Annotated in this window: 29 protein-coding genes and 1 pseudogene; 13 read left to right on the top strand and 17 right to left on the bottom strand. The window is 37.1% G+C overall.

The annotated features are described in order from the left end of the window. Positions 1-3 precede the first annotated feature (3 nt). Both MHH81_RS05700 and MHH81_RS05695 read left to right on the top strand, forming a co-directional pair. A complete protein-coding gene (locus MHH81_RS05700; RefSeq protein WP_340918922.1) occupies positions 4-219 on the top strand; it encodes a helix-turn-helix domain-containing protein in 216 nt (71 codons plus the stop codon). A gap of 33 nt (positions 220-252) precedes the next feature. Beyond that, positions 253-1,500 (top strand): DUF4153 domain-containing protein, encoded by a 1,248-nt coding sequence (locus MHH81_RS05695; RefSeq protein ID WP_340918920.1) that lies wholly within the window; start codon positions 253-255, stop codon positions 1,498-1,500. A gap of 1,100 nt (positions 1,501-2,600) precedes the next feature. Here MHH81_RS05695 and MHH81_RS05690 read toward each other — a convergent pair. The 7 genes and pseudogenes from MHH81_RS05690 to MHH81_RS05660 all read right to left on the bottom strand — a co-directional run bounded on the left by MHH81_RS05690 (position 2,601) and on the right by MHH81_RS05660 (position 6,200). Further along, positions 2,601-3,350 (bottom strand): ABC transporter permease, encoded by a 750-nt coding sequence (locus tag MHH81_RS05690; RefSeq protein ID WP_340918917.1) that lies wholly within the window; start codon positions 3,348-3,350, stop codon positions 2,601-2,603. Then, positions 3,351-4,112: an ABC transporter ATP-binding protein gene (locus tag MHH81_RS05685; RefSeq protein WP_340918914.1), complete on the bottom strand. Its 762-nt coding sequence runs from the start codon at positions 4,110-4,112 to the stop codon at positions 3,351-3,353. Between the two features lie 157 nt (positions 4,113-4,269). Beyond that, positions 4,270-4,623 (bottom strand): DUF1048 domain-containing protein, encoded by a 354-nt coding sequence (locus MHH81_RS05680; protein ID WP_340918911.1) that lies wholly within the window; start codon positions 4,621-4,623, stop codon positions 4,270-4,272. Between the two features lie 70 nt (positions 4,624-4,693). Further along, positions 4,694-4,817, bottom strand: a pseudogene (locus tag MHH81_RS05675) (PadR family transcriptional regulator); the annotation flags it as partial. Positions 4,818-4,942: 125 nt separating this feature from the next. Further along, complete coding sequence (locus tag MHH81_RS05670; protein WP_340918908.1) at positions 4,943-5,296, bottom strand: DUF1048 domain-containing protein; 354 nt, start codon at positions 5,294-5,296, stop codon at positions 4,943-4,945. 70 nt (positions 5,297-5,366) lie between these two features. Beyond that, entirely contained in the window at positions 5,367-5,687 is a 321-nt protein-coding gene (locus MHH81_RS05665) for a PadR family transcriptional regulator (protein WP_340918905.1), read from the bottom strand. Positions 5,688-6,068: 381 nt separating this feature from the next. After that, positions 6,069-6,200: a hypothetical protein gene (locus MHH81_RS05660; RefSeq protein ID WP_340918901.1), complete on the bottom strand. Its 132-nt coding sequence runs from the start codon at positions 6,198-6,200 to the stop codon at positions 6,069-6,071. 237 nt (positions 6,201-6,437) lie between these two features. Here MHH81_RS05660 and MHH81_RS05655 point away from each other — a divergent pair, with 237 nt between their 5' ends. Further along, positions 6,438-7,340 (top strand): DUF899 family protein, encoded by a 903-nt coding sequence (locus tag MHH81_RS05655; RefSeq protein WP_340918898.1) that lies wholly within the window; start codon positions 6,438-6,440, stop codon positions 7,338-7,340. A 172-nt stretch (positions 7,341-7,512) separates the two neighbouring features. Here MHH81_RS05655 and MHH81_RS05650 read toward each other — a convergent pair whose 3' ends face one another. Continuing rightward, positions 7,513-8,400 (bottom strand): LysR family transcriptional regulator, encoded by an 888-nt coding sequence (locus MHH81_RS05650; protein WP_340918895.1) that lies wholly within the window; start codon positions 8,398-8,400, stop codon positions 7,513-7,515. Between the two features lie 118 nt (positions 8,401-8,518). Between MHH81_RS05650 and MHH81_RS05645 the strand changes: the two genes are divergently transcribed. From MHH81_RS05645 to MHH81_RS05635, 3 genes are all read left to right on the top strand, one after another. Next, positions 8,519-9,214, top strand: coding sequence for a CoA transferase subunit A (locus MHH81_RS05645; protein WP_340918892.1), 696 nt, complete (start codon positions 8,519-8,521; stop codon positions 9,212-9,214). Between the two features lie 16 nt (positions 9,215-9,230). After that, the gene (locus tag MHH81_RS05640) at positions 9,231-9,884 is read left to right on the top strand and encodes a CoA transferase subunit B (RefSeq protein WP_340925128.1); all 654 of its coding nucleotides are present in this window, start codon (positions 9,231-9,233) and stop codon (positions 9,882-9,884) included. 485 nt (positions 9,885-10,369) lie between these two features. Next, complete coding sequence (locus MHH81_RS05635; RefSeq protein ID WP_340918889.1) at positions 10,370-11,761, top strand: amino acid permease; 1,392 nt, start codon at positions 10,370-10,372, stop codon at positions 11,759-11,761. A gap of 88 nt (positions 11,762-11,849) precedes the next feature. Here MHH81_RS05635 and MHH81_RS21285 read toward each other — a convergent pair whose 3' ends face one another. Next, entirely contained in the window at positions 11,850-11,999 is a 150-nt protein-coding gene (locus MHH81_RS21285) for a hypothetical protein (protein ID WP_445678069.1), read from the bottom strand. Positions 12,000-12,244: 245 nt separating this feature from the next. Between MHH81_RS21285 and pgeF the strand changes: the two genes are divergently transcribed. Further along, positions 12,245-13,009 carry a peptidoglycan editing factor PgeF gene (pgeF, locus tag MHH81_RS05625; RefSeq protein WP_340918886.1) on the top strand — a complete coding sequence of 255 codons (765 nt, stop codon included), beginning with the start codon at positions 12,245-12,247 and terminating at the stop codon, positions 13,007-13,009. A gap of 124 nt (positions 13,010-13,133) precedes the next feature. Here pgeF and MHH81_RS05620 read toward each other — a convergent pair whose 3' ends face one another. The 3 genes from MHH81_RS05620 to MHH81_RS05610 form a co-directional block, all read right to left on the bottom strand. Further along, positions 13,134-14,024: a carbonic anhydrase gene (locus MHH81_RS05620; protein ID WP_340918884.1), complete on the bottom strand. Its 891-nt coding sequence runs from the start codon at positions 14,022-14,024 to the stop codon at positions 13,134-13,136. A gap of 189 nt (positions 14,025-14,213) precedes the next feature. Then, entirely contained in the window at positions 14,214-14,363 is a 150-nt protein-coding gene (locus MHH81_RS05615; RefSeq protein WP_340918882.1) for a hypothetical protein, read from the bottom strand. A gap of 17 nt (positions 14,364-14,380) precedes the next feature. Beyond that, positions 14,381-14,632: a hypothetical protein gene (locus MHH81_RS05610; RefSeq protein WP_340918879.1), complete on the bottom strand. Its 252-nt coding sequence runs from the start codon at positions 14,630-14,632 to the stop codon at positions 14,381-14,383. 369 nt (positions 14,633-15,001) lie between these two features. Here MHH81_RS05610 and MHH81_RS05605 point away from each other — a divergent pair, with 369 nt between their 5' ends. Both MHH81_RS05605 and MHH81_RS05600 read left to right on the top strand, forming a co-directional pair. Next, positions 15,002-16,390: a TldD/PmbA family protein gene (locus tag MHH81_RS05605; protein ID WP_340918877.1), complete on the top strand. Its 1,389-nt coding sequence runs from the start codon at positions 15,002-15,004 to the stop codon at positions 16,388-16,390. Positions 16,391-16,393: 3 nt separating this feature from the next. After that, entirely contained in the window at positions 16,394-17,737 is a 1,344-nt protein-coding gene (locus MHH81_RS05600) for a TldD/PmbA family protein (protein ID WP_340918874.1), read from the top strand. Between the two features lie 184 nt (positions 17,738-17,921). On the opposite strand, the gene hprK is transcribed toward MHH81_RS05600, so the two are convergent. Beyond that, positions 17,922-18,836 carry an HPr(Ser) kinase/phosphatase gene (hprK, locus tag MHH81_RS05595; RefSeq protein ID WP_340918872.1) on the bottom strand — a complete coding sequence of 305 codons (915 nt, stop codon included), beginning with the start codon at positions 18,834-18,836 and terminating at the stop codon, positions 17,922-17,924. A gap of 170 nt (positions 18,837-19,006) precedes the next feature. Continuing rightward, positions 19,007-19,216 carry a hypothetical protein gene (locus tag MHH81_RS05590; protein WP_340918870.1) on the bottom strand — a complete coding sequence of 70 codons (210 nt, stop codon included), beginning with the start codon at positions 19,214-19,216 and terminating at the stop codon, positions 19,007-19,009. A gap of 262 nt (positions 19,217-19,478) precedes the next feature. On the opposite strand from MHH81_RS05590, the gene MHH81_RS05585 reads away from it, so the two are divergent. Together MHH81_RS05585 and MHH81_RS05580 are read left to right on the top strand one after the other, a co-directional pair. Further along, positions 19,479-20,198, top strand: coding sequence for a hypothetical protein (locus MHH81_RS05585; RefSeq protein ID WP_340918868.1), 720 nt, complete (start codon positions 19,479-19,481; stop codon positions 20,196-20,198). A 44-nt stretch (positions 20,199-20,242) separates the two neighbouring features. Further along, positions 20,243-21,478, top strand: coding sequence for a polysaccharide deacetylase family protein (locus MHH81_RS05580; protein WP_340918866.1), 1,236 nt, complete (start codon positions 20,243-20,245; stop codon positions 21,476-21,478). A 338-nt stretch (positions 21,479-21,816) separates the two neighbouring features. Here MHH81_RS05580 and MHH81_RS05575 read toward each other — a convergent pair whose 3' ends face one another. After that, positions 21,817-22,701, bottom strand: a complete 885-nt coding sequence (locus tag MHH81_RS05575) for a LysR family transcriptional regulator (RefSeq protein WP_340918864.1) — start codon at positions 22,699-22,701, stop codon at positions 21,817-21,819. A gap of 120 nt (positions 22,702-22,821) precedes the next feature. Here MHH81_RS05575 and MHH81_RS05570 point away from each other — a divergent pair, with 120 nt between their 5' ends. Then, positions 22,822-24,012 carry a coenzyme F420-0:L-glutamate ligase gene (locus MHH81_RS05570; protein WP_340918863.1) on the top strand — a complete coding sequence of 397 codons (1,191 nt, stop codon included), beginning with the start codon at positions 22,822-22,824 and terminating at the stop codon, positions 24,010-24,012. 715 nt (positions 24,013-24,727) lie between these two features. On the opposite strand, the gene MHH81_RS05565 is transcribed toward MHH81_RS05570, so the two are convergent. Continuing rightward, a complete protein-coding gene (locus MHH81_RS05565) occupies positions 24,728-25,315 on the bottom strand; it encodes an NAD(P)H-dependent oxidoreductase (protein WP_340918860.1) in 588 nt (195 codons plus the stop codon). A gap of 121 nt (positions 25,316-25,436) precedes the next feature. Between MHH81_RS05565 and MHH81_RS05560 the strand changes: the two genes are divergently transcribed. Then, entirely contained in the window at positions 25,437-25,871 is a 435-nt protein-coding gene (locus tag MHH81_RS05560) for a MarR family winged helix-turn-helix transcriptional regulator (RefSeq protein WP_340918857.1), read from the top strand. A 282-nt stretch (positions 25,872-26,153) separates the two neighbouring features. Here the strand turns inward: MHH81_RS05560 and MHH81_RS05555 are convergent, their stop codons facing one another. Beyond that, complete coding sequence (locus MHH81_RS05555; RefSeq protein WP_340918855.1) at positions 26,154-26,744, bottom strand: hypothetical protein; 591 nt, start codon at positions 26,742-26,744, stop codon at positions 26,154-26,156. Positions 26,745-26,858 lie beyond the last annotated feature (114 nt).

Here is a 26,858-nt window from a genome sequence, read left to right as displayed (position 1 = left end):
CCAATGGCAATTATTATCAATATTGATGTGATGTTGGCGAAAAGGAAAATGAGCGTAACAGAACTTTCTGAAAAGGTTGGAATCACGATGGCGAATCTTTCTATATTGAAAAATGGAAAGGCAAAAGCGATTCGATTATCAACTCTAGATGCGATTTGTAAGGCTTTAGAATGTCAGCCTGGGGATGTTTTAGAATACAAAAGTGATGAAGACTTTTAAAGATAAATTGACAATTATTAGGGAGGTATAATCATGGACAGTAAAAATTTAATTATTGAAAATATTTCTAATCCCCATGAGCTAGAGAGAATGTTTAGAAATGACCCCCATGCCTTTAAAAAGTCATTCTCAGACGCATGGGAACAAAATCCTGATTCTCAGGTTCTTGGCATTTGGTATGAAAGATTGCATTTCAAGGAACCTTCAAATTCAGAAAAATCTTCCTTTCTTCAAAAAGGTTTCTTATTCATGGGCATTTTAGCCATTCTGGCCGGGATAAGTACCAGAATCATTTTCCATTTTGTCGAACAGGAAGCAATTGCTCCAATTAACCTGGCTTTTGGTATAATTCCCTTTATTGCTGCCTATTTTGTTTACAATAATACTCCGAAAAAAAGTGTTATTTATTCCCTTGCAGCGTTGTTCCTAATTTCCGGGTTTTATCTTAATATGCTACCATTAAATTATAAAGACAGTATTATCCTTGCTTATTTACACCTTCCCATATTCTTATGGGTATTGGTAGGGCTTGCATTTACAGGAAATGAATATTCAAAAGGCAGTACAAGATTAGCCTATATTAAATTTAATTTGGAATTTTGTATTCTCTACGCCAGCATGGCAGTTAGCGGAATGGTGCTAGCGGCATTAACCATGCAGTTATTTAGCTTTGTTGGCTTGGATATAGAAGAATTCTATTTTAGTAATATCGTTTTATTTGGTGCTGCCGCTCTCGCTATTGTGGCTGCATACCTGGTATCAATGAATCTTAAACTTGCTAAGAATATTACACCATATATAGCTAAAATTTTTAGTCCTCTTGTCCTGGTCACATTGTTGGTCTATCTTATAACAGTTATATGGGTAGGAAAAAATCCATTCTTGGACCGCAATTTCCTGATAGCCTTCAACGGAATACTCCTTGGTGTATTGGCCGTTACCATATTTTCAATTACCGAAAGCGACTCAGACGAGAAAAAGAACATTTCAGATTATATAAATTTTTCCTTAATTGTTCTTGCGCTTATCATTGACAGTGTGGCTTTATCAGCCATTGTGTTCAGACTTTCTTCTTATGGGATTACACCAAACAGACTTGCTGTTTTAGGTGTAAACATACTTATCTGGGGAAATCTTATTTGGATTATGGTCTCCTATATGCGTTTTCTACAAAACAAGACCGGACCTTCACCCATCCAAGATGCGGTTACTAAGTATTTGCCAGTCTACGGACTTTGGGCGGCTTTCGTTACATTTACTTTTCCTTTCATTTTTAATTAGAAAGGCTTTATTAATGTAACGGATGCTGATCTTCCTAATAAAAGCCAAAAATAATCAAGGTTCTTTTCATAACTTGTTCATTTTTGGCTTTTTATTTTTCTAAAAAAACCTCATTTACTTCTGATACGGTTCTCCGTATAACAGGTTGCCCCCCATTTCCTCATTTCATTTTTCATCACACTTTTCTTAGTATATCTATATTTATCGTAAAGGCTTATACCATCAAAATTATCGAAAAATTTACAATTCCTTAAAAATTTTATCATTGCTTACATGTTATGATACGGTTCTTTTTTATATTTTCTGTACGCTATTCGGTCAACAGGTCCTGAACTCAGAGTTAAAGGCCTTGTAGCCGGTTGCACCATGACTGCTTTCCTCTTCCTTTCGTTGGGCTTTGATGCTTTCCTATAACTAAATGTAATCAACACAGAAACATGAAAATCGTTCCTTTTTAGCATAAGCTGAAGGCCAATTTATTGCACCGGCCATTAATGTAGAATGATCTAGCTATTAAGAACTTTAGTCAATGTACTTTTCTATTTGTTCAGTTTACCTTCTTCTACAACTTCAAGAAATTACAAAGGAGGTCAACCACTATTTATATGGTCAGCTTCCTCTTTTAGTGCATTTACTGAATTGTTTACAAGGTGTTTGGAAATGTCGTGTTCTCCATCCAACTAGTTTTATAAACTTACTCCCTGCAAATGTAGACCCATCCATTATTTTTTGGATAACAAATCGTAAAGCAAACGAGCTGATCTTTATTTTCAACATGGCCTTCTCCATGATATTAAAAATTTACTGAGGTCTCTTTCGTGAATAGATGGTCTATCATTACATATTTCAATGATCGCAATTGCCCCTTTTGAAAAGTGGCCCCCCCCTCGCCGTGTGCCAGGTTCCAGGGTTGTCCAACCCTCTTACCCTCCTTTGGTGATAATCCCCTCTTGTCAGTAGGGACAATTAACGGACAAAAAAAAACCCATTTTTATTAAAAATGGATTTTCTCTTTCAACTTAACGCAGCCTTCCATGTGATAGCAAATGCATTCATCGCAGTGGCTGACTATTGATATGGCTAATCCCATAATGGTGTACTTACCCTAACTGGCGTTTAAATACTTTAATGGCGAAGAAGTAAGAGATGACCATGATGCCGACACACCAGGCAAGCGCGATCCAGATATCGTTGCCTACAGACCCTTCATACAAGAGGGCACGAATCGCATTCACGATTGAAGTCACGGGCTGGTTCTCAGCGAACGCACGGACAATTTTAGGCATGGTTTCGGTGGGGACAAAGGCCGAACTGATAAACGGCAGGAAAATCAGCGGGTACGAGTAGGCTGTCGCCCCTTCCATAGACCCCGCTGTCAATCCGGGAATGATCGCAAGCCATGTCAGCGCCAGCGTAAACAGCCCGAGTATCCCAGCTACCGCGAGCCAATCCAGGATATCAGCGCTGGAACGGAAGCCCATCAAGAGCGCGACGAGGATAACCACCACGATAGTAAGCGCATTGGAAACAAGCGAGGTCAACACGTGAGCCCACAATACCGACGAGCGCTTGATGGGCATGGTAATGAAACGCGCCATCAGCCCGCTCTTTACATCCGTAAACAGCCGCACGGAAGTGTAAGCGACGCCGGATGCGATAGCCATCAGCAATATTCCCGGCAATAAATAATTGACGTAGTTTTCCGTGCCTGTCTCTATGGCGCCGCCAAATACGTAGACAAACAGCAGCAGCATCATAATCGGCGTAATCGCCACCGTGATAATCGTATCCGGGCTGCGCATGATGTTGCGCATTAAACGCCCTAGTAATACCCCTGTTTTGCTTTTCATTTACATCTCCTCCTTTTTGCCGATGATCGCGAGGAAAATTTCCTCCAATGTCGGCTGCTTCTCGATGTACTCCACTTTCGCTGGCGGGAACATCTCCTTGAGTTCGGTAAGGGTACCGGTCGTGATGATTTTTCCGCCATGCAGGATGGCGATACGGTCCGCCAGTTGTTCGGCTTCCTCCAGGTACTGGGTCGTCAGCAAGATGGTCGTGCCGCCGCCGGCAAGCTCCTTGACGGTATCCCAGACTTCAATCCGCGCTTCAGGGTCAAGCCCTGTCGTCGGTTCGTCGAGAAAAATGACTGCTGGCGTCCCGATCAGGCTCATGGCGATGTCCAGCCGGCGCTTCATCCCGCCGGAATATTTGTCCGCCCTGCGGTTGGCCGCATCGGTCAGGCTGAATCTTGCAAGCAGATTGTCGGCGACTTGAGCTGGATTGGAAACTCCCCGCAACTTGGCGATCATCATCAAGTTTTCCCGCCCGGTGAGCATGCCGTCTAAAGATGCGAACTGCCCTGTCAGGCTGATGCTCTGGCGAACATGATCCGGTTGACGCTGGACGTCAAAGCCACAAATACCTACTTCGCCGCCATCGGCCTTCATCAGTGTCGAGAGGATGTTGACTATCGTCGTCTTGCCCGCTCCATTTGAGCCCAGCAGTGCGAAAATTTCGCCACGCCGCACCTCAAAATCCACCCCCTTTAAGACTTCCTTGTCTTTAAAGGATTTTTTTAACCCTTTTACAGAAATCGCTGCATTGCTCATACTTTTTTCCTCCTTATAATAAGCGCCTTGCGGAGCTAGATTGCCTATACTCTTCTATTTAGTCTGACTGATAATCAGTATGACTTATTACCGGGTGAAAATATAACTGAATAGCGAAGGTGGTAATTCATGTTTGTTACCAGCTATTCAGTCGGTATTATCTATTGAATTTATTTTTTCCCAATCGCTTCATGATACTCTGATTCAAATCTTCACGATACTTGGCAACATAGGTTTTAGCGTTTGTCACTAGTTCGTCGGCAAAGGACGCCACGTCGCCCCCAGTGATTTCCAGCACTTGTCTGCCTTCCGCCGCACCGGCTTCGAACAACTCGATTAATTCATACTGCATGTGCAGCATATCCATCCCGCTGCCCGCTGAGAAATTCCACATGTAGTTTTGGATTTTCTTAAATACAAACCGGTAGTCCTCTGGCAGTGCTTCAACCCGTGCCATCATCATCTTGTATTCTTTTTTATCACCAATCATTTTTTTGAACATTTCTATCATGTTATTTTTCCTCCTTTTTATAAAGCTGAACAAGACACTCCAAAAATATCGTACGGAATATCTTATGAAGCTAGATTGACTTTAAGACATTGATTTTTGATGATACAAAATCCCATTTTTTTCCAAAACAATCCAAGTTCCTGGCTGCCAGCCTCATTAAGAGAGTAAAACTTGCGGGGCGGCCCCATATCTGACAGCTAGATTGCCTATACTCCTCTATTTAGTCTGACTGATAATCTGTATAACTTATTACTGGGTGAAAATATAACTGAATAGCGAAGGTGGTAATTCATGTTTGTTACCAGCTATTCAGTCGGTATTATTTATTGAATTTATTTTTTCCCAATCGCTTCATGATACTCTGATTCAAATCTTCACGATACTTGGCGACATAGGTTTTAGCGTTTGCCACTAGTTCGTCGGCAAAGTACGCCACGTCGTCCCCAGTGATTTCCAACACTTGTCTTCCTTCCGCGGCACCTGCTTCGAACAACTCGATTAATTCATACTGCATGTGCAGCATATCCATCCCGCTGCCCGCTGAGAAATTCCACATGTAGTTTTGAATTTTCTTAAATACAAACTGGTAGTCCTCTGGCAGGGCTTCAAGCCGTGCCATCATCATCTTGTATTCTTTTTTATCACCAATCATTTTTTTGAACATTTCCATCATGTTATTTTTCCTCCTTTTTTATAAAACTGAACAAGACACTCCAAAAATATCGTACGGATATCTTATGAAGCTAGATTGACTTTAAGACGTTGATTTTTGATGATACAAAATCCCATTTTTTCCAAAACAATTCAAGTTCCTGGCTGCCAGCCTCATTAAGTGAGTAAAACTTGCGGGGCGGCCCCATATCTGACGGTTTCTTTTCTATGTTCACCAGTTCTTTCTTTTCTAATCGCACGAGGATGGTGTAGACCGTCCCATCTACGACTTCAGTAAACCCAAGCTCGTTAAGGCGGCGGGTAATCTCGTAGCCATAGGTTTCATGGCGGCTGATGATTTCCAGAACGCAGCCTTCCAGTGAACCCTTCAGCATCTCAGTTAAATTTTCCATGTTCAGAGCCTCCTCTACTTTGTCTGACTTATATTCAGTATAACTTAGTACTAAGGGAAATTTTTACTGAATAGCTTTTGGGAAATCACGCTATTCAGTATTACTTATTACAAGTACATCGTAACACCGAGTAGCATAGGTGTCAACTATTTATCTTAAAAACATTTTTGCAACCTCGCTATCAAGTGGTGTTGATATCCAGTGTGACTTACTACAGGTATATCGTAACACGTAGTAGATGGACTGTCAACTGGATTTTCTAAATATTTTTAAAACCAGCTATCGCTAACGTCCTCGAATTGTTTTATTAAAATAGTCGGAAGACCTTCAGTGTGTTGGCCACTTCTTCGTCAGTGATACCGATATACCGTTTTGTGTCGATTAATCCGCATGGTTAAAGTTGTTAAACAACGCAATTACGTCGGGCGACAGCAACAATGTCTTTACTTTCGCATAATCTGCATGATTAGAAACGGATAATCGGATTGGTGCACGTTTAGCTAATTTACCCATGAGCAAATCTCAACTTAAATTGATTATAGAAGGAAATTTCCGAAGAATTATTGATTAATAAAGTGTAAAATAAGTGTTTTTGTAAAGATTAGTGCTAATAAATTGTTAAAGTTTAAAAAGTACTAGTTTCTAATACAATTTAAGGGGGTTAAGAATGAATAGATAATATGAAGTTTTGAAGGAAAAAGGTGCTATGTTGTTGAATGAATATAGTATTTGAAAAGGAGCTGAAATCATATGTCAACGTCCCATTTATTATCTCAAATTGAATTGCTTCAAAATGAAATTCTTGAAAAGAAAAGACAACTAACTGAGCTAAAAATGTCAGTGCCAGAAAGCCTTGTTCAAAACTACGAATTTACAACATCCATTCATCAACAAACTACCTTAGGCGAGTTGTTTGGTAACAAGAATGAATTAATTGTTATTCATAATATGGGTAAAGGTTGTTCGTATTGCACGATGTGGGCGGATGGTTTTAATGGTGTGTTTCATCATTTAAACGCCAAAGCAGGCTTTGTTGTCGCTTCACCAGACACACCAGAAGTGCAAGAGGATTTTGCTGCAAGTCGTAAATGGCAATTTCCTATGGTTTCCACTCAAGGTAGTACTTTTACGAAGGATATGGGCTTCCAAAATGGGAAGCAACACCTTCCTGGCGTGTCCACATTCCGTAAGGATAACGAGGGAAATATTTATCTAATTGCACAGTCACCTCTTGGACCAGGCGATGATTTTTGTGTGACTTGGCCATTGTTCGATTTACTTCCATCCGGTTCAAATGATGTCGTTGCCAAACAGAAATTAAACAATCGCTCTCCCTTCCAATTAACAAATAATATTGCAGTAGGTGTTACGGATTATCCTAATGCGCTTGAATTCTATGAGCATGTTTTAGGAATGAAAAAAGTACAGACCTTGGAAAAGGGGACGAAGTTTTCCATGAGTGGCACCAACTTCTTCGTTGAAGAAAGCTCGGAAAACAGTTCATTCTTTGAATTTGCAGTAGAAGATTTTGAAACTGCTTTGGACGTCTTATTAAAACATGGCTGCGTCATTAAGAAGGAGTACGCAAAAAAGAGCGTGATGATTGATGATCCATATGGAATGAAGTTTCATATGTTTGAAATAGAAAAATGAACAATGACTCCCCCTTCGTTGCTGGAGAGGGAGTCATTTTTTTATTTCACAATATGTTTCGGTGAATTTGCAGCAGAATCATGTAAAAAATGACTAGTTCGAAACTTTAAATAAACCAATTTGACAGCCTTTATAAAACCTTATCCTCTATAAGTGAATTTAACCAATAACATCAAATGAATTTACTGTCATTCGTAAACATTTGCAGAAACTTTCTCAACGCAAAAGATTGATATGCGTCTTTTTTCGTAACAATGGCTAGTTGCCAAAGAAGAGATGGTTTTTGCAATGAGATGGTTTTAATTATTGGATTGTTTTGTTTTTCAAAAATTGATTTTGGCAATAAAGTAATCCCTAGATTGGAAGCAACCAATTCCAAAATCAAATCCCATTGTGAGCTCTTATACGAAATAGTAGGGGTAAATCCTGCTTCTTTACATGTATTTATAATAAAATCATGCAAAGCAAAGTCTTTCGTAAAAATAATAAATTGTTCGTCTTTTAGTTCCGATAGAGCTATAGATGTACGATTAGCAAGCGGGTGATCTTGATTAATATACAGCACAAATTCGTCATTAATAAAAGGATAAACATTGAATTCCAATTCATCAATTGGCAGAACAATTAATCCCACGTCGATCTTACTCTCCTCCACAAGCTGTTCGATTAACTTAGCCCCAAGTTCCACGAGTTCGAGCTTCACATTTGGGTATTGGTCGTGGAAAGTACGAGCAATGTTCGGAAAGAAAAGGGTGCCTATAAGTGGTGGGATTCCTATTTTAATCTCGCCGGTATCGATTTCGATTAACTCATTTAGTAAATTTGGTAACTCATTTAGCAAATTAAGTGCCTGTTTCCCTTGTCTATATACAATTTTTCCAGCATCAGTCAATTCAAGATGGCGTGTTGAACGATCGAAAAGTTTCACATGTAATTCTTCTTCCAACTTTTTGACTGCCTTGCTCAATGAAGGTTGAGAGAGATACGAGTATTCTGTGGCCTTCGTAAAGCTACGTTGATTAGCTACTTCTATAAAAGACTTGATGTCACGCAGCTCCATTCCTATAACCCCCTCTTTTATTCTCTTTTGGAATAACTTCTATTCTATTTATGAATTTTACTTATATTCTGACTAGTTGTAAACTTTCTCTTATGAGGAAGAATTAGGAGGTAGTTATATGAGTAAGGTAATGAATTCAATTTTGGAAGCGGTTTCAGATATTCAAGACGGCTCATCACTTATTGTTGGTGGTTTTGGGCTTTGTGGTATACCAGAGATAACAATTCAAGCACTTCGTGAACAAGGTACGAAGAATCTTACTATCTATAGTAACAACTGCGGTGTCGATGATTGGGGTCTAGGGCTTTTGTTAGCGAATAAACAAATTAAGAAGATGATCTCCTCTTATGTCGGTGAAAATAAAATTTTCGAACAGCAATATTTAAGTGGTGAACTAGAAGTAGAACTGACACCACAAGGCACGCTTGCCGAACGAATGAGAGCTGGTGGAGCTGGTATTCCAGGTTTTTATACGGCGACGGGTGTAGGTACATTAATTGCAGAAGGCAAAGAAACGAAAGAATTTAATGGAAAAACATATTTACTTGAAGAAGGTATTGTGGCCGATTTTGCATTAGTAAAAGCGTGGAAAGCAGATACACTAGGCAACCTCATATACCGAAAAACGTCTCGCAACTTTAATCCGCTTGCGGCAATGGCTGGGAAAATAACTATTGCAGAAGTAGAAGAAATTGTCGAACCAGGTGAACTGAATCCCGATGAAATACACACACCAGGTATTTATGTGCAGCGACTTTTAGTTGGAAAAGATTATCAAAAACGAATTGAACGCAGAACAGTTGTCAAGGCGTAAAAAGGAGCGAATTATGATGAGAGATACACGTTTATCAATAGTGAAACGAGCTGTACACGAAATAAAAGACGGTATGAATGTAAATTTAGGAATTGGGATTCCAACTCTTGTCGCCAATGAGATTCCGACTGATTTTAACGTTTTATTACAATCAGAAAACGGTTTACTTGGCATTGGTCCTTACCCATTAGAAGGTGAAGAGGATCCAGATTTAATAAATGCAGGTAAGGAAACAATTACAACAGTTACTGGGTCTTCATTTTTTGACAGCGCCGAGTCATTTGCGATGATCCGTGGCGGACATATCGACCTTGCCATTCTTGGAGGTATGGAAGTATCTGAACATGGCGATCTAGCCAATTGGATGATTCCAGGGAAAATGGTCAAAGGAATGGGTGGAGCAATGGATCTCGTCAATGGCGCGAAACGGGTTGTTGTCGTGATGGAACATGTAAATAAAAACGGTGAATCAAAGATTAAAAAAGAATGTACGTTGCCTCTTACAGGTAAAGGAGTTGTTCATCGACTAATTACAGATTTAGCAGTGTTTGACTTCACAGAAAACGGAATGGTACTTATAGAAACGACAGAAGGCGTGACAATAGATGAAGTGAAACAGAAAACAGAAGCAAGTTTTACAGTTTTACCCGAACTTGTGGAGTTGAAATAATGCTATTTCCCCATTAATTATTGAAGACCTCAACAATTATGCTGAGGTCTTTTTTCTTTAACTTTTCGATATTTAAGTCAATGCAATTCATTTTTTATGGACTCAAACACTTTCAAAAGACGGAAAAGATGTTTCATTTGGCATTGCTTGACTATTAAATTTCCCCATTTTTTCAATAAGGTTCTCCTTGAATCATCTAAACACGCTATTATCTACTATATATTTTCTCCGTTTGTATACGCTTCTAAAAGGACCAAATCCATTGCAGTGTTGTTATTGTTTAAATCGTTTTCGAAAAATAGCTCTTTCATATAAGGATAGATATGTGCCAAACTGCGTAAACTAATTTTGCTACTGCTGCTCCATTTGACTTCAAAATAACTTATTATTCGACAAAATTCATGGAAAATCGACAAATTCATTTGACCTTTAATGAGTAAACGTATAGAATTTTAACATATTTTTAAGAAGAATGAGGGTTAAATGTGAAAAATGTATTATTCAGGAGAAAAAGTGTCGGAGCATTACTGAAAAAAAGTGGAGATATCCAACTAAAGAAAACGCTAGGCGCATTTGACTTAGTGTTGCTTGGGGTTGGTGCTATTGTTGGAACAGGTATATTCATCCTTCCTGGAACAGTAGCTGCGAGTCATTCTGGACCAGCAATTGTTTTTTCATTTATTATAGCTGCAATTGTCTGTGCATTGGCAGGTATGTGTTATTCAGAATTTTCTTCATCTATACCAGTAACTGGTAGTGCTTATACATATGGATATATTGTATTTGGAGAATTAGTCGCTTGGTTAGTTGGTTGGGCTTTAGTCTTAGAATATGGTTTGGCAGCTGCTTCGGTCGCAACTGGTTGGTCTTCTTATTTATCAGCTTTCTTAGAAGGATTTAATATCACCATTCCGAGGGCAATCTCAGGTCCTTTTAATCCAGCAGATGGAACTTATGTAAATGTACCAGCTATTGCTATTGTACTTGCCATTGCTTTATTATTAACGCGCGGGATACAAGAATCTGCAAAGCTTAATAAGATCATGGTATTTATTAAAGTAGGTGTTATTCTTTTATTTATCGGAGTAGGTATTTTTTATGTGGAGCCTACTAATTGGCAGCCATTTATGCCGTTCGGAATAAGTGGAGTTATGAGCGGGGCAGCCCTTGTTTTCTTTGCTTATCTTGGGTTTGATGCTGTTTCATCAGCGGCTGAAGAGGTAAAAAATCCACAACGTAATTTGCCAATTGGAATTATTGGTTCATTATTAATGTGTACATTACTTTACATAGCGGTTTCGTTTGTTTTAACTGGAATGGTTTCTTATACAAGTCTTAACGTAAGTGACCCAGTCAGCTTTGCTATGCAGCTAATTCACCTAGATTGGGTGGCTGGCGTGATTTCACTTGGTGCTGTTGTCGGGATGGTAACCGTTATACTTGTTATGTTATATGGAGGAACAAGACTTCTTTACGCGCTTGGACGCGATGGATTGCTTCCAAAAAGTATGTGTGAGTTAAGCAAAAAATATAATACACCAGTTAAAAATACGTGGACGTTTGCCCTACTTGTAGCTTTTTGTGCTGGCGTCATTCCATTGTCTAAACTGGCAGAATTAGTGAACATGGGAACATTAATTGCATTTACAATCGTTTCAATCGGAATTATTTACTTAAGGAAAGATAAAAGTATACCAGCCGGTGGTTTTAAAGTACCATTTTTCCCAATTTTACCGATTTGTTCTTTCATTTTATGTCTATTTTTAATTACTCAACTCTCTGTTCATACATGGATTGCATGCGGGATTTGGTTTGCATTTGGATTGTTTGTCTATTTTATTTATGGTAGAAAGCATAGCGTAATGAATAAAGAATAAGGAATCAAGAAGTGAGTGTGCATTGTAATGCAAATACAATGCATGCTCACTTTTCATCTTTTGAGAAACTATTTTTCTGCACGCAATCTCAAAGGTTGCGATGTTTTTTTGACGAAATAAATAAATTGCAAAATTTTAGAAGGTCATTAGTAGTAGATAAAACTCCTAGATGCTCTGCTACAATCACATAAAGTCTCAAAATTAACTCCATTCCATTTGGATTTTCTTGGTTATTCACAACTGCCGCTTCTTGTATATTCGCTACACCCTGGATATATGGATTCCCATAAATTAGACAAGGTTTCCTGCATTCCTTTCCTCGAGTTTTTGATACTATCTTGGCTTAGGAAGAGAATATTATGACATGATAATATAATTTATGAATGACACTTAATAATAGTTTCGATAGCCTCCAGAAAAACCATTGGTATACTGCCCTATACATCAGCCATAGATTCGTATATATTAAAGCAAGGTGATGATATGAAAACAACTATTTACTTAAATAATGAGAATCTAATAGCAGGGATGACCGTTAAAGATGAAGCCGAACTTGAATTCAATAATATGGCTCTCCACATTTGTGAAAACCCTGAAAATGTAGTGAGAAATCGCAAAAAATTAGCTGCTTCCTTGCATTGTGAGCTGGATAATTTCGTTTGTGCCAATCAAACACATAGCTCGAATTTCCAACACGTTACGCTTGCTGACAAAGGGCGCGGCGCTGATCGTTTGGATACCGCAATTGCGGATACAGACGCCCTATATACGTATGAGCCAAATCTTTTATTATGTAGCTTTACCGCCGATTGTGTCCCGGTATTTTTTTACAATGAAGTGAATGGCCTCATTGGCGTTGTACATTCCGGATGGCAAGGTACAGTCAAAGAAATTACCTTGAAACTTTTTGAGCATCTAAAACAAGTGGAGCATTGTAACCCGAGTGATTTACGTGTCCAAATTGGTGCAGCGCTAAGCCAGGAAAAGTTTGAAGTTGATGAAGATGTGTATGTAAAATTTAAAAACCTTGGCTATGCGGATGATTTTATGTATTACAATAACCAAACCAACAAGTATCACATCGACAATCAGCAAACCGTGAAAAAGCAATGTGAGTTGGCAGGTATCTCGACTGAGCAAATTACCATCGATCCAACCTGTACGTATTTAAGCCCAGATGGTTTCTCTTATCGTCAAGACAAACAAAGCGGAAGACATCTTAGTTTTATTATGAAAAAAGGCGATTGATCGAAAAAAATAAGTGGCATCGTTCCATTAGAACGATGCCCTTTTATTATTTACTATCATTTTTGCAAAACTGACATCACAACCACCGACAACTAGTAATCATATTTTGTACCAAGCTCTAAAACTATTCAGTAGAGTGTATGAACATGATACCTTTCACTAATACCTCACGTCCGTTTAACGGTTGAACTGGCCGATGATTAATAGGGAATATACTTTGGAAAGCAGCTATTTGCTCATTTGACATTTCGTGAGGTTCCTCCAATAAAACCCACTTTACACCTTCCGTACAAAGAGGAGTTGTGAAAGATCCGTTGTAGTGAAAAGAATTTTTGTCTGCAGGAAGTAAGCTTAATAAATCGATCCTTGTCACGAAAGAAGTATCTTCTTCTGTTTTAGAGAGGTTCTTCCACATATTGGATAACATTGTACTCTCCGCTCCTTCTTTGATCATCCATCCTAATACGGCATAACCCCCACTATCACTTTTATGAACGAAATGCAGCTCCATATCAAAACTTTGCCCATTAAAAAGGTGTTCACTTGGCGTGTGGAAGTGAAATTGATGAAGCTTATAGATAGTTCCATCCAATGTAATTGAGTTCTTGGCACCCTCTGCATTTGCCTGTATCGTATGGCCATTATTCACTATGTTGAATGTAGTTGACTCATACTGAATCTTCATATTTTCTGTTTCCTCAGGTTTTATTAATTGCGAAGTCACGATATTAATTGGTGATTGCTCTTTACCATTTACACATGCGGAAAAGGATGGATCCAATTCTCCCCAATAGTCAGGACCTGTATATCCTTCGTATGACCAGTGAATTTGGTGATTCTCAGCTTTTGAATCATTTCTCTTTTGAACGTATTTCTGCACGTTTCCATTTGAAAATGCAACAAGTATAAGAAAAAATGTAACTAATAAAACAAAATAATGAATTCTATTGTATTTCAATGAAGCTCTCTCCTTATAAAGATCATTAATTTCTTCTGTTTTATTAAATTGACCCAAAACAACCACACCTAAACAACTTCTATTACAAGTAGCTATTGAGAGTTACGGATGAACGACTACCACATGATTATCGAAAAAATGCGGAGGGATGCGACTTTGTCGCATCCCTCCGCATCAAGAAATCCAGGTAATGGTATTAAACTCGTTCAGTTCCAAGCACTCCAAAAGCACCTATACATAGAGTGCCTAGTTTGTTATCACCATTTTAATAAGCAATTTACTAGGTAATTTACTAGGTAATTTTTGGTTAATCAACACGTGTGATTCCTGCAGGATTCCTCTATTGGGATCTTTACTAAATGCATCATAATGATAAACCTTTACTGACTTCATCATTTTTTCCCCTCGGTTTCTTATTTCTTTATAGGTATCGTAACTTTTTGTACTACCTTAAAAACTACCCAGAACAAGAATGTATAAATGGCACTCTGAAGTATGCTAATAATTAGAGCAAATAAAAGTGACCCAAAATCTTCTAATTCATTAAAGTAATACAAATGAAATTTCCAATCATAAAAAAATGTGTATATGGAAACCATTGGTAGAACGAATGGGAATACTGCCCAGAAAAATTTAGTATATTCTTTTGGTAATATTAATCTCAATTCTTCACCTTCTTTTCGATAATCGGAGTTAGACGTAAACTCTCCCCTGCCATAACACTAGACTCTGTTAAATTAGTCTGTTGTTTTTTAGAAGCATATATTTTGTGACGAAAATCCACGAGACTCCTGCGGAAAAACGGGTTTCCGAGACCCCAGACGAGCTAATAGGAACAAATCCTAAATTCATTTATCCCTTCAAACTCAGTTAAGTTAATATTTTCCTATTAATAATTATTCTCCACTTTTCATTTAAATCCTTCAAAAAAAGATAGATGCAAATTAAAAATACTAAAAATACTAAATAATCAATATAATAAGTGTGTTCCAATAATAAGGTGAGATATAATCCAAAGTAAGGGGGAAGAGAAAATGATCAAACAATCAATAATTGAAAACGTACTAGAAGCCGCTCTCTCAACAGGCGGCGATTTCTCAGAAGTGTTCATTGAAGATAAATATGTGAACACAATAGAATTGCAAAGTGGAAAAATAGAGAAAAGTATATCTGGTCGTGATTTTGGCATTGGTATTCGTATTTTTTCGGGTCTCCAAAGCATCTATACCTATACGACTGATTTCTCCGAAGAAGGTTTGCTATTAGCAGCAAAACGCGCAGCACTTGCAATTAATAGTGGAGCACAAGGAATCATTCATCCACTTCAAAAAGAAACATTTAATCCTATACACCAAATTGTTCAAATGCCACAAAATGTCGAAAATGCTAGAAAAGTTGCCATCATGAGAAAGGCAAATGAGATTGCGAGAAATTATGATGAGCGTATACGGCAGGTCGCTCTCCGCTATTTTGACGAAGAACAAAATGTTCTGATTGCAAATTCCGAAGGTAAATTCATTGAAGACACACGTGTCCATAGTAGACTTTCCATTCAAGCGACCGCTTCCGATGGCGTCGAAATGCAAACAGGTTTCTATGGGCCAGGTGCACATGCAGGGTTTGAATTTATCGAAAAACTAGATCTCGAACATTATGCAGGCGAAGCGGCTCGTATTGCAGTAACGATGCTTGGTGCGGATGAATGTCCTAGTGGGAAGTTTCCAGTCATTATCGATAATGAATTCGGTGGTGTTATTTTCCATGAAGCATGTGGACACGGGCTGGAAGCGACTTCTGTTGCTAAAAATAATTCTGTTTTCGCGAATCGGATTGGTGAAAAGGTTGCACCTGATATCGTGACCTATATCGATGATGGTACACTCCCGAACGAATGGGGTTCCCTTGCTATTGATGATGAAGGTGAAAAAACTCGTAAAAATATCTTGATTGAAAATGGAATTTTAAAAGGTTATCTCATTGATAAATTTAATGCTCGTCGCATGAATGCAGAAGCGACTGGATCTTCCCGTCGCCAGTCGTATCGTTTCAACCCTACCTCTCGTATGACCAATACGTATATCGCACCTGGCACTTCTACACCGGAAGAAATTATCGCGTCTACGGAAAACGGCATTTATGCAAAATATATGGGGGGTGGCTCCGTAAATCCAGCAACAGGCGATTACAACTTCGCAGTGATGGAGGCCTATCTCGTGAAAGATGGCAAGATTAAACGTCCGGTTCGAGGTGCAACACTTATCGGAAATGGCGCGAAAACATTGCAACTTGTAGACCGTGTCGGCAATAATCTCGCACACGGTGCTGGATTGTGCGGCGCGTTAAGTGGAAGCCTCCCAGTAAATGTAGGTCAGCCAATGATTCGTATTAGTGAAATAACTGTCGGTGGAACAAAGGGGGAATAAAAGATGAATATTACTGACTTCCAGGAAGAGTTACTAAACAAGGCGATGGATGCAGGGTTCAAGGAAGCTGAAGTCTATTACGAACGTACTGAATCATTCCAATGTATGATTTTTGAAGGGGAAATTGATAGCTACGAAACTTCTGAAGATGGAGGTCTTGGTTTACGAGGTCTGTATAACGGAAAAATGGGTTACGCCTATACAGAAAAAATGGATGACGATTCCATACCATTTTTAATCGAGCGAGCGAAAGCGAATGCAGACGTGCTTGACGAAGATGACGGGACCGATATTTTCGAAGGAAGCAGAGAATACGTGGGTTATGATTTTTACAGCGAAGAGCTTGCAAATGTACAAATCCCTGAAAAAATTGAACTAATTAAATCCATTGAAAAGAAAGTCCTTTCATATGATCCACGGATTGTCTCGCTCAACTATTGCGCACTGCAAAGTTTTTCTGGAGATCGTGTGATGGCAAACAGTAAAGGCCTTTCATTAAAAGAAAAAAAGAACGGCCTAATCATCTTCATTTCCGCAGTCGTGAAAGATGGAGAAGAAATGAAGACAGGTGGTACCTATAAAGTAACACGTAATTTTGATTCTTTCGATGCGGATGAAATTGCAAAAGAAGTGGCAGAAGAAGCGTTGTCGAATCTTGGGGAGAAATCAATTCCAACAGGAAAATATCCAATTATTATGCGACATAATGCAGCAGCATCCCTTCTTGCAACGTTTACGCCCATCTTTTCAGCTGAAAATACACAAAAGGGTCTGTCCCTTTTAAAAGGGAAGGTTGGAGAAAAAATTGCATCTGATTCCTTTACCCTGCTTGATGATCCATTTCATCCGGATGCAGTTGCGGGATCAAATTTTGATGGAGAAGGTGTAGCCACAAAAAAACAGGCTATCATATCAAATGGTATACTAGAAACGCTCCTTCATAACAGAAAAACGGCAAAAATAGAAGGTGTCCAAACAACAGCCCATGCACATAAATCTTCTTATAAAAGTACACTTTCCATTGCACCACTGAATATGTATATTGCACCAGGAGTAAGAACGAAGGAAGAATTGATTTCTTCTCTAACTGAAGGTGTCCTTATTTCGGACTTGGCTGGTCTTCATTCCGGTACGAATACGATTTCTGGAGATTTTTCCGTTGCAGCTACGGGCTTTCATATTAAAGATGGTAAAATTGCCTCCCCTGTAAAACAGATGACAATAGCAGGTAACTTTTTCGATTTTATGAGGGATATCGAAGAAATTGCATCAGATTTATACTTTAGCCCAGGTGGTTTTGGTGCACCATCTGTCCTTTTAAAAGAACTTTCCATTACGGTTGACTGAGAACATCACGGGACATCCTCCAAAACAGAGGATGTCTTTTTTCCTCTTCCCTACTCTTTGGCATCAGGTTCTAAATGAAATATTTTTGTACTTTTTTATGTGCACTCGTTTAAACAAAACTATCCCTATCACTACATAAGGAATGTAGTGATAGGGATAGTTATTACTATTAGTTTGGTTTGGACTATTCGAAGTCTTCCTCGAGTCGTTTCACAAATTCCTCCGCAGCACTATAACCTTGTTGTTTTAAATACCAATTATTAGCCGCTGCTTCTATTAAACCAGCAACATCACGACCTGGTTGTAGTTGAATTTGAATATGCGGAATTTGAACACCCATATATTCGGTAAATTTCGTTTGCAACTCCAAGTCGTTATTCAGGGTATTTTGTTCCCACTTGGTCAATTCGATATCAAGTGCTATTCGTGTTTCTTCCTGAAATGCTGCTCTTCCATAAAGACGAACGACATTCAATAATCCGATACTCCTTAACGCGAGAAATTCCTTGTTCTTTTCATTATGTGATCCAAGAAGGGTTTGTGGACTTAACTTCTTCAACACGATGACATCATCCGCCACTAGTCTATGTCCACGTCCTATCAATGTGTGGGCAGTTTCACTTTTTCCAACACCTGACTTGCCTCGCAATAGAATACCAATTCCGGAGACATTCACACATACACCGTGAATCGCAATTTCCGGTGCCATTGCTTTCACGACAAATGCGTCCAGTTTCGCACTTACCTCACTCGTCGAGTCATGTGTACGTAAAACTGGTATTTCCTTTCCCACACAGTAATGAATTAATCCCAGCGGTTCTTCTTGATCGGATGTAATGATAATGCACGGAGGATCGTATTGAACGATATTACCAATGCGCAGTTTACATTCTTCATCTGTCAGTGTATGTAAATAATTTATTTCATTCTTCCCTAAGATTTGGACATGCTCAGTAGCAATGAAATCGAATTTATCCATAAACTCAAGACCAGGACGTCGTACTTTCGATTGTTTTAACGGACGATGCAATTGATCGTGACCTGTTAACACTTCAAAGGAATATTTCCGAACAATATCTTCTACTGTTATTGTTTTCATACTTAAACCACTCACCTTCTAGATTACAACTTACAAGCAATAATGCTTTTTATTCTATTAATATATACACCTATATATTGTGAAATTATTAGTAATGCTACCTTAATAGTGTATCCAGTGCAAGTAAAAAAAGATGTTCTCAAATTAATTAGTGAACATCAAATGACAATTCATAAATGATTTATCAGTAACTTGGAATCTACTCTATTTTTATCAAACAAGAAGGCGGAAGAAAAAGCAGTTACACATAATATAGAAATTATAGTAATGTCCGTAATAGCACTAGAATCCTCATCACCTAGAAATTGAATTAGGTTTTGGATTGCATGAAAAAGAATCAATGGATAAATGTTACCTGTTTTAATAAATAATTGTGCCAACCATAATAAATCCAATTATTCCAGAAAGACTTTATATCTTTATAATAGATAATAAAATGACTTTTTTCGATAATATCTTACAATTTCTTCATATTATGTTGACAATATTTGAAGTAATCATACAATATAATTAGGACATTCGTAGTTTATAGGAGTATTATAAATTAATTTATACTAATTACTATTATACTACTTACTATCCAGCTTATTTTGTTAATTGGCTGCAATTAATGGAAAATATTAAATTACAGGAGATGAAATTATGACTAAGGATAATAAGAATAAGCCCATGGGCTGGTTTAAAGGCGTTCTTTCCAATCCTCAAATAGAAAATGAAACCAAAGAAGTTTCAATTGAACTAATTGAGGAGTTTAGTAATATGGAAGATTTTATTCCTCCAGCAAACTCTACAAAAATATATACATTATCAAAGGATAATCAGGATAAATTATCTTTAGATTTAATCGTTTCTCTAGAAAATGTACTAAATGATCGACAATTGACGCTATATAAAAACGAAGGACTCGAAAGTCAGTTACATACAGCAAATGAGACGATTAGCCGTTTAAAGCATGATTTATTAAAGAAAGAACAGCTTGTTCAGGATAAGAATAAAGAAATTCGTACATTAGAAAGTAATCTTACGAATAAACAGATGGTCTATGACCAACTGCTAGAAGATTATAAAGAATATCAAAGTAATTCTAGTTCCGATTTTGAAAAAATCTCCACTCAATTGGAGAAAGAAATTAATAAATACAATATGCTTAGAGAAGAATCCTCTAATATTCAATATCAAAATATGTTAGCTATTAGAGAATTAGAAGAAAAAATTAGAAACCTAGAAGTAGAAAATCAAAAGTTTTCAGAGCAATATGTAAAAATCCTTGATGAAAAAGAGGAATTAATGAGAACAATTAATGATTTTACAGAGCGAATGTCTTTCTCTTTCACTTCTAAAACTAATATTAACAAAGAATAATCTAAGATAGACTCTCCATTTACAAGTAGAGAGAGGAGACAACTATGTCAGTCTATTTAGTAAAAATACTTGAATTATTATCACTCAATATAGAATTTGATCAATCTGTTTTGAGAGTAAGATTATCAACTGAGCACGATGTGGAACTACTTTGGGAAATCGATCAATTTACAGCGGAGCATCTAAAGGCATTAACTGTACTAGGTGGACAATACAAGTACAGATTATCTTTCCATAGTTCATGGGATTCCAATAAAAATCACTATATAAGTTTCTTAACGAAAACTTATAAAGATCAAAGTGAAAAAATTTATTTCCCTTGCTCCGAAGCTTACGTCAATGGATTAAAAGCTATTAAATGCAACGAACACATTACTCAGATTAGTATTGTAACACCCTTATCTGAGACCCCTTCACTAATTGATTTATTGGAAACAGAAGTAGTAGCTCCTAAAAAGTTTAACAGGAAGTTTGCTTGGATATCTGTAGCACTAATGTGTATACTGACAATCATTAGTGTAGACAACAGTTTTTTACATAAGGTAGAAATAAAAAAAATTACAAATGTAAAGTCAGAAAGTATGAGTAAAGAGAACATTTTAAATGTAGAAGAGACAGAAACTATAACAGGAAGCAGTGTTGAGAAAACCAAGCCTTCTAATGAATCAACTACTTCAGTAAAAGAATCTGCATTTCCAACAGAAGAATTAAACGAGGTAATTAACTTTAATATCCAGGAAGGTAATGTAGCGCTTACTTTCGATGACGGGCCGTCCAAATTCACAAAAGAAATCACGGATATATTAATGACATATAGTGTCGGTGGCACATTCTTTTTTATCGGAAATAATGTAGAGAAGCATCCTGATTCCGTTCAGTATGTACAAGCTAACGGTTACTCAATTGGCAGCCATTCTATGAGCCACCCTAATTTTGCAAAATTACCTTCCGTAAAACAAGAGTACGAAATCTTACATACAAATCGCTTAATTGAAGAAATAATTCAGGAGAAAGTTACTCTCTTTAGACCACCTTATGGTATCAAAAATGAAACAACAATAGACTTAATGAATTTAACAAATAGTAAGATGGTTCTTTGGAATTCGGATACCGAAGATTGGAAAAGTAATAATGCGAATGAAATTTTTAAGAATGTTGTTAATACTAAAGCATCTGGATCTATTATCTTACTACATGAATCACAAGCTGTAATAGACGCATTACCAAGAATTATTGAATATTTGCAAGGACAAGATTTGAATATTGTGAGTTTAAACTAAGAAAAACAATATATTTGAATTAAATTCATAAATAGTACTTAGTCATTAAAATACGAACATTTATCACTTTGTTGATGGAAGCGGAAGGCGGCGACTCCTGCGGGTTGAGTGAGACAGATAAGACATCACAAACGACGCGTGAGCGGCGGTGATGGCTTATCGCTCACCCCGCGGAAAGCGTCCGCCTATAGCGGAAATCAACTATACTTTATTCCTTGTAAAATATATATTTCTTTAGCTTCGTTTATTATAGTTCGTGTTTTTTTATGTAATTAAGAATTATGAAATTGATTCAATTAAACCTGATAATTACTAAAATATTATCGGGCTTATTTACCTTACCTTTCTTCTATTATCTCCACAAACTTTGTGGAAGCTGGTGATAGAGGTACACTTTTTAAATAACATACTCCTATACTTCGCTTCGGTATATTTTCCATTAGATTTACTTCGTATAGTAAGCCTTTATTTATATAGTCCTGTGAAAATTCTTTTGTCACACAGGCTATTCCTAAATTTATTTTAGCAAATTCTAATAATAAATCATGTGAGCCAAGTTCAAATTCTGGTGAAATCGCAACGCCTTTGGAACGCATATAATCTTCTACATACTTTCTGGAATTTGATTTTCGTTCTAGTAATATTAAAGGCAATTCCACTAACTCCTCTAGGCTTGTTGGTTTAGATAACCTGTTCATATATTTCTCCCCACAAACAAAAATGTCCTGGATTTCAATACATGGTCTTAACACTAAAGTAGGATCTTCAATCGGAAAGTTACAAATGGCAATATCGACTCCTCCCGATTTTAAAATGGAACAAATTTCTACTGTTGTACCATTTACAATGTTAAATTTAATGTTGGGATATTCATTGTGAAAGGCTTCTAAATAGGGAAGTAAAAAATACCTTGAAATCGTATCTCCTACACCTATCTTTAGTTTCCCCGTAGTTAAATTCTTATGCTCTAATATCTTTTCTTCTCCAGCGTGAATAAGGTTAAGCGCAGAATTGGCATATTCAAAGAGTAGAGCTCCTTCATTTGTTAACGTTACCCCTCTCGATGTTCTATTAAATAGACGTATTTCTAATTCTCTTTCTAATTGCATGATTGCTTGACTCACAGCTGGTTGTGTCATAAAGAGATCCTTTGCCGCCTTTGAAAAGCTTTTGCTATTGGCTACCTTACAAAATACTTTATATAAGTCTAATTTGCTTATCATATAATCTCTCCTTATACCTGATATTACATATATTAATTTCACTTATACCATTCAATTGAGGTATAGTACAAGAGGAAACATTACTTATATTAACTTTTATTGCTATAAGGAGAGATTATTTTGGAAAGAGTAGTTGGAACAGTTGTTAGAGGTCTTCGATGCCCAATCATCAATCAAGGCGATAATATTGAGGAAATTGTTGTAGATAGCGTACTAAAAGCTTCTGAAGCAGAAGGTTTTAACATTAACGATAAAGACATTATTACCGTTACAGAATCAATCGTTGCACGCTCTCAAGGGAACTATGCTACGATCGATCATATTGCAAAAGATGTTAGCTCAAAATTTGGAGATGATACAGTAGGCGTAATATTCCCTATCTTGAGTCGTAATCGTTTTGCAATCTGTCTACGAGGTATTGCTAAAGGATCTAAAAAAATTGTATTAATGCTTAGCTACCCATCTGATGAAGTTGGAAATCACTTAGTAGATTTAGACATGCTTGATGAAAAAGGTGTTAATCCTTGGACAGACGTTTTAACAGAAAAACAATTCCGTGACCACTTTGGATTCAATAAGCATCCTTTTACTGGTGTTGATTATATTGATTATTATAAGTCTTTAATTGAAGAGTATGGTGTGGAATGTGAAGTTATCTTCTCTAATAATCCAAAGACCATTTTAGAATATACAAAAAATGTTCTTACTTGTGATATTCATACAAGATTTAGAACGAAGAAAATATTAAGAGCAAACGGCGGAGAAAAAATCTTTAGCCTGGATAACATATTATCAGAGTCTATTGATGGCAGTGGATGTAATGAAGCATATGGTTTATTAGGTTCAAATAAATCAACAGAGGATTCCGTTAAGCTATTCCCACGTAATTGCCAGCCAACAGTTGATAATATTCAACAAAAGATGAAAGAAAAGACAGGCAAAGATGTAGAAGTAATGATATACGGAGACGGAGCATTCAAAGACCCAGTAGGTAAGATATGGGAACTTGCTGATCCAGTGGTATCTCCTGCTTATACAGCTGGCCTTGATGGAACACCTAACGAAATTAAACTAAAATATCTTGCGGATAATAATTTTGCTGATTTAAGAGGAGAAGAGCTTCAACAAGCTATCTCTCAATATATTACAAATAAAGGCTCTAATCTTGTAGGCGCTATGGAAGCACAAGGAACTACACCTAGAAGACTTACTGACCTTATCGGCTCTCTATCTGATTTAACATCAGGAAGCGGTGATAAAGGAACACCTATTGTCTTCATCCAAGGTTATTTTGATAACTATACAAAATAATGCAAAAAGACTTTTACTTATAGACAGTGAACATCCCAGACTGTAGACAAACTCAATTTTGGGTGCATAGAGTTGTATTTTAAATTCGGCAAGGACCACCACTTCGCTTTCCGTGGGCTTGGCTTCAGCCTCGGGCCAACATGAGGTTGGTCATGAAGGCGTTGCCGCAGGACGCGGCGTTCTTAGCCTTCCTTCCTCAAGCGTTCCTGCGGGGTCTTCTGCTCAAGCTGTTCCCACAGGAGTCTTCGTGGTGGGTCCTTGCCTTAAAAACAATTCCTTGTAGAAATCCACTATCTTTACTTTTAATTATATAAAGCAACCTCTTTAGGAATATCTATTATTATTCATAACCGTTTAATAAAAATACCTTTGTCCTCAAGCTGAGACGTTCACTTATAGATAGTGAACGTCTTTTCTATTTAAATATTAATTTCTTGAGTTAATTTCATAAATAGTACTTTGTCATTAAAATACGAACATTTTTAACTTCGTTGATTGAAGCGGCAGGCGGCGACTCCAGCGGGAATGAGTGAGACAGATAAGACAACACAAACGACGCGTAGCGGCGGTGATGGCTTATCGCTCACCCCGCGGAAAGCGTCCGCCTATAGCGGAAATCAACTATACTTTATTCCGTGTAAAAGTATATTTTTTTAGTTTCCTTTAGTATTGTTTGTGTTTTTTTATGTAAATTGGAATTATGAAATTGATTCTCTTAGCAATTTATTTCTTTAAAATATCGGTAAACTTTGTCTAGTTTTTTTGTTTGTTTCCCTTTGGAGTTTTCCATATTACCAAATTCAAAAAACTTCACTTTCTTAATTCCTACAAAACTAAATAAAGCTCTTTTCATTAAAACTTTATGTGCATTATTTAACCAGAAAAACAGATAATTGGTTGGTCCCTTCATGGTAGAAATACACACAACTGACTTCCCTTTTAATAGACCATCTGGTAATAACCCTTTCTTATCCTTGTAGGCAAAATTTGCTGCAAATAATTGATCAATGTATCCCAATAGCATTGCGGGAGGTCTTCCCCACCAAATTGGATAAACAAATATTATTTTATCAGCCCAGGTAATTTGCTTTCTATACTTTTCTAATTTTGGTTCGCGATACATGTCACGTCTTCGTTTATTTTCATTAAATACTAGCAGCGGATTAAAGCCCTCTTCATATAAGTCTAATACCTGTAACTCTTTTATATTAGGATTTTCATTACTTCCCTCAATTACTTTTTGTAAAAATGCATAATTTAAACTTTTATGATTCGGATATGTGTAAATAACTAGCGTATTCATAATTGCACCCCTTTTAATTATCATTTGATAACTAAATAATAGCACTATATACTTTTAGTTGTCAATTGATAATTGTTTTATGATAACTTTTTTGTTATGTTATTAGTACGAGGTGATGATTATGGACAAAAATGCTCTTTTTAACAAATGTATTACATTTTTAACTTCTGTTCATCAGGTGACACACGAATTAACACAAAGCGCTAAATCAGATTCAATCACACCTGTTCAATATAAAATTCTTGAATATATAACTGTTAGCCAACCTGTTACTCCTAGTGAAATTAGTGATTGTCAACACATATCTATGCCAAATACAAGTCGTGAGTTAAAAAAATTAACTGAAAAAAATTTAATTGAAAAATTAACTGATACAGAAGATCGCAGAAAACAATTTATTTGTCTTTCGAAAGAAGGAGAAATCATGATGAACCAAGCTTTTGCAACCATAGAATTACGTTTTCTAAATCGAATACAAAATGCTTCAAAAGAAGATTTACAAGAAATTGATCGTGCTCTAGATATACTTCAATCAAAACTATTTTATGAACAATGAATCAGTTGAAAATGCATATGTATAAACATAACGGCTACCTATATCTTGGTAGCCGTTTTTCTTTCTTATTTCAACACGCATTTATTCTATAAATTACTCGAGGATGAATATGGACGCTGCAGAGTGGACACTTGAAAGGACCCCTCATTAACTTACATAATTTCAAAGAGTCTGGGGAATTAAAAATTCAGCAACCTATCCCATTAAACTTTCTGCCTTCCAATGGAGACCATATTAGTGCTTTTTTCTAATAATAAAAAAATTCAAGCTTTAGTTTCTTGCTTAGTAAGGCAATTGTCCACACCATAATAAATCCCTTGCGTAATATAAAACTAAATCTGTTATTAAGGAGGTGCCCGTTATGAAAGAAATGGAATGTAATCCATCTTCTGCTAGCTGGTCTACTGGAAACACATCTACAAGTAGCTCGTCTACTGGAAACACATCTACAAGTAGCTCGTCTACAAGCAGTACATCTACTAGAAGCTCGTCTTCTAGTACCTCATCTACAGGAAGTTCGTCTACAGGAAGTACATCTACAGGAAGTTCGTCTTCTGGAAGTTCGTCTTCTAGTAGTTCGAAAGGTAAAAAAGGTAAAAAAGGTAAAAAAGGTAAAAGAGGTAGTTCATCTTCTGGAAGCTCATCTACTGGATCAACGTCAACAGGAAGTACATCTACCGGATCAACATCCACTGGTAGTTCGTCTACAAGCAGTACATCTACTAGAAGCTCGTCCTCTAGTAGCTCATCTTCAGGAAGTACGTCTACTGGAAGCTCGTCTTCTAGTAGCTCGAATGGAAAAAAAGGTAAAAAAGGTAATTCATCTTCTGGAAGCTCATCTACTGGATCAAAGTCTACTGGTAGATCGTCCAACTAAATTCAGTCTACAAGAAACACGTGTGTAAAAGAAATGATAAATTCGAGAGCATTCCTTTAACCAATACTCGATTGGTTAAAGGAGGCTTTTAAAGCTTAATAGATTTGTTA

The organism is Psychrobacillus sp. FSL H8-0484 (genome assembly GCF_038005325.1).
Lineage (GTDB): Bacteria > Bacillota > Bacilli > Bacillales_A > Planococcaceae > Psychrobacillus.
The sequence above is the reverse complement of the archived record's forward strand: the minus strand, read 5'-3'. Positions and strand labels throughout refer to the sequence as shown.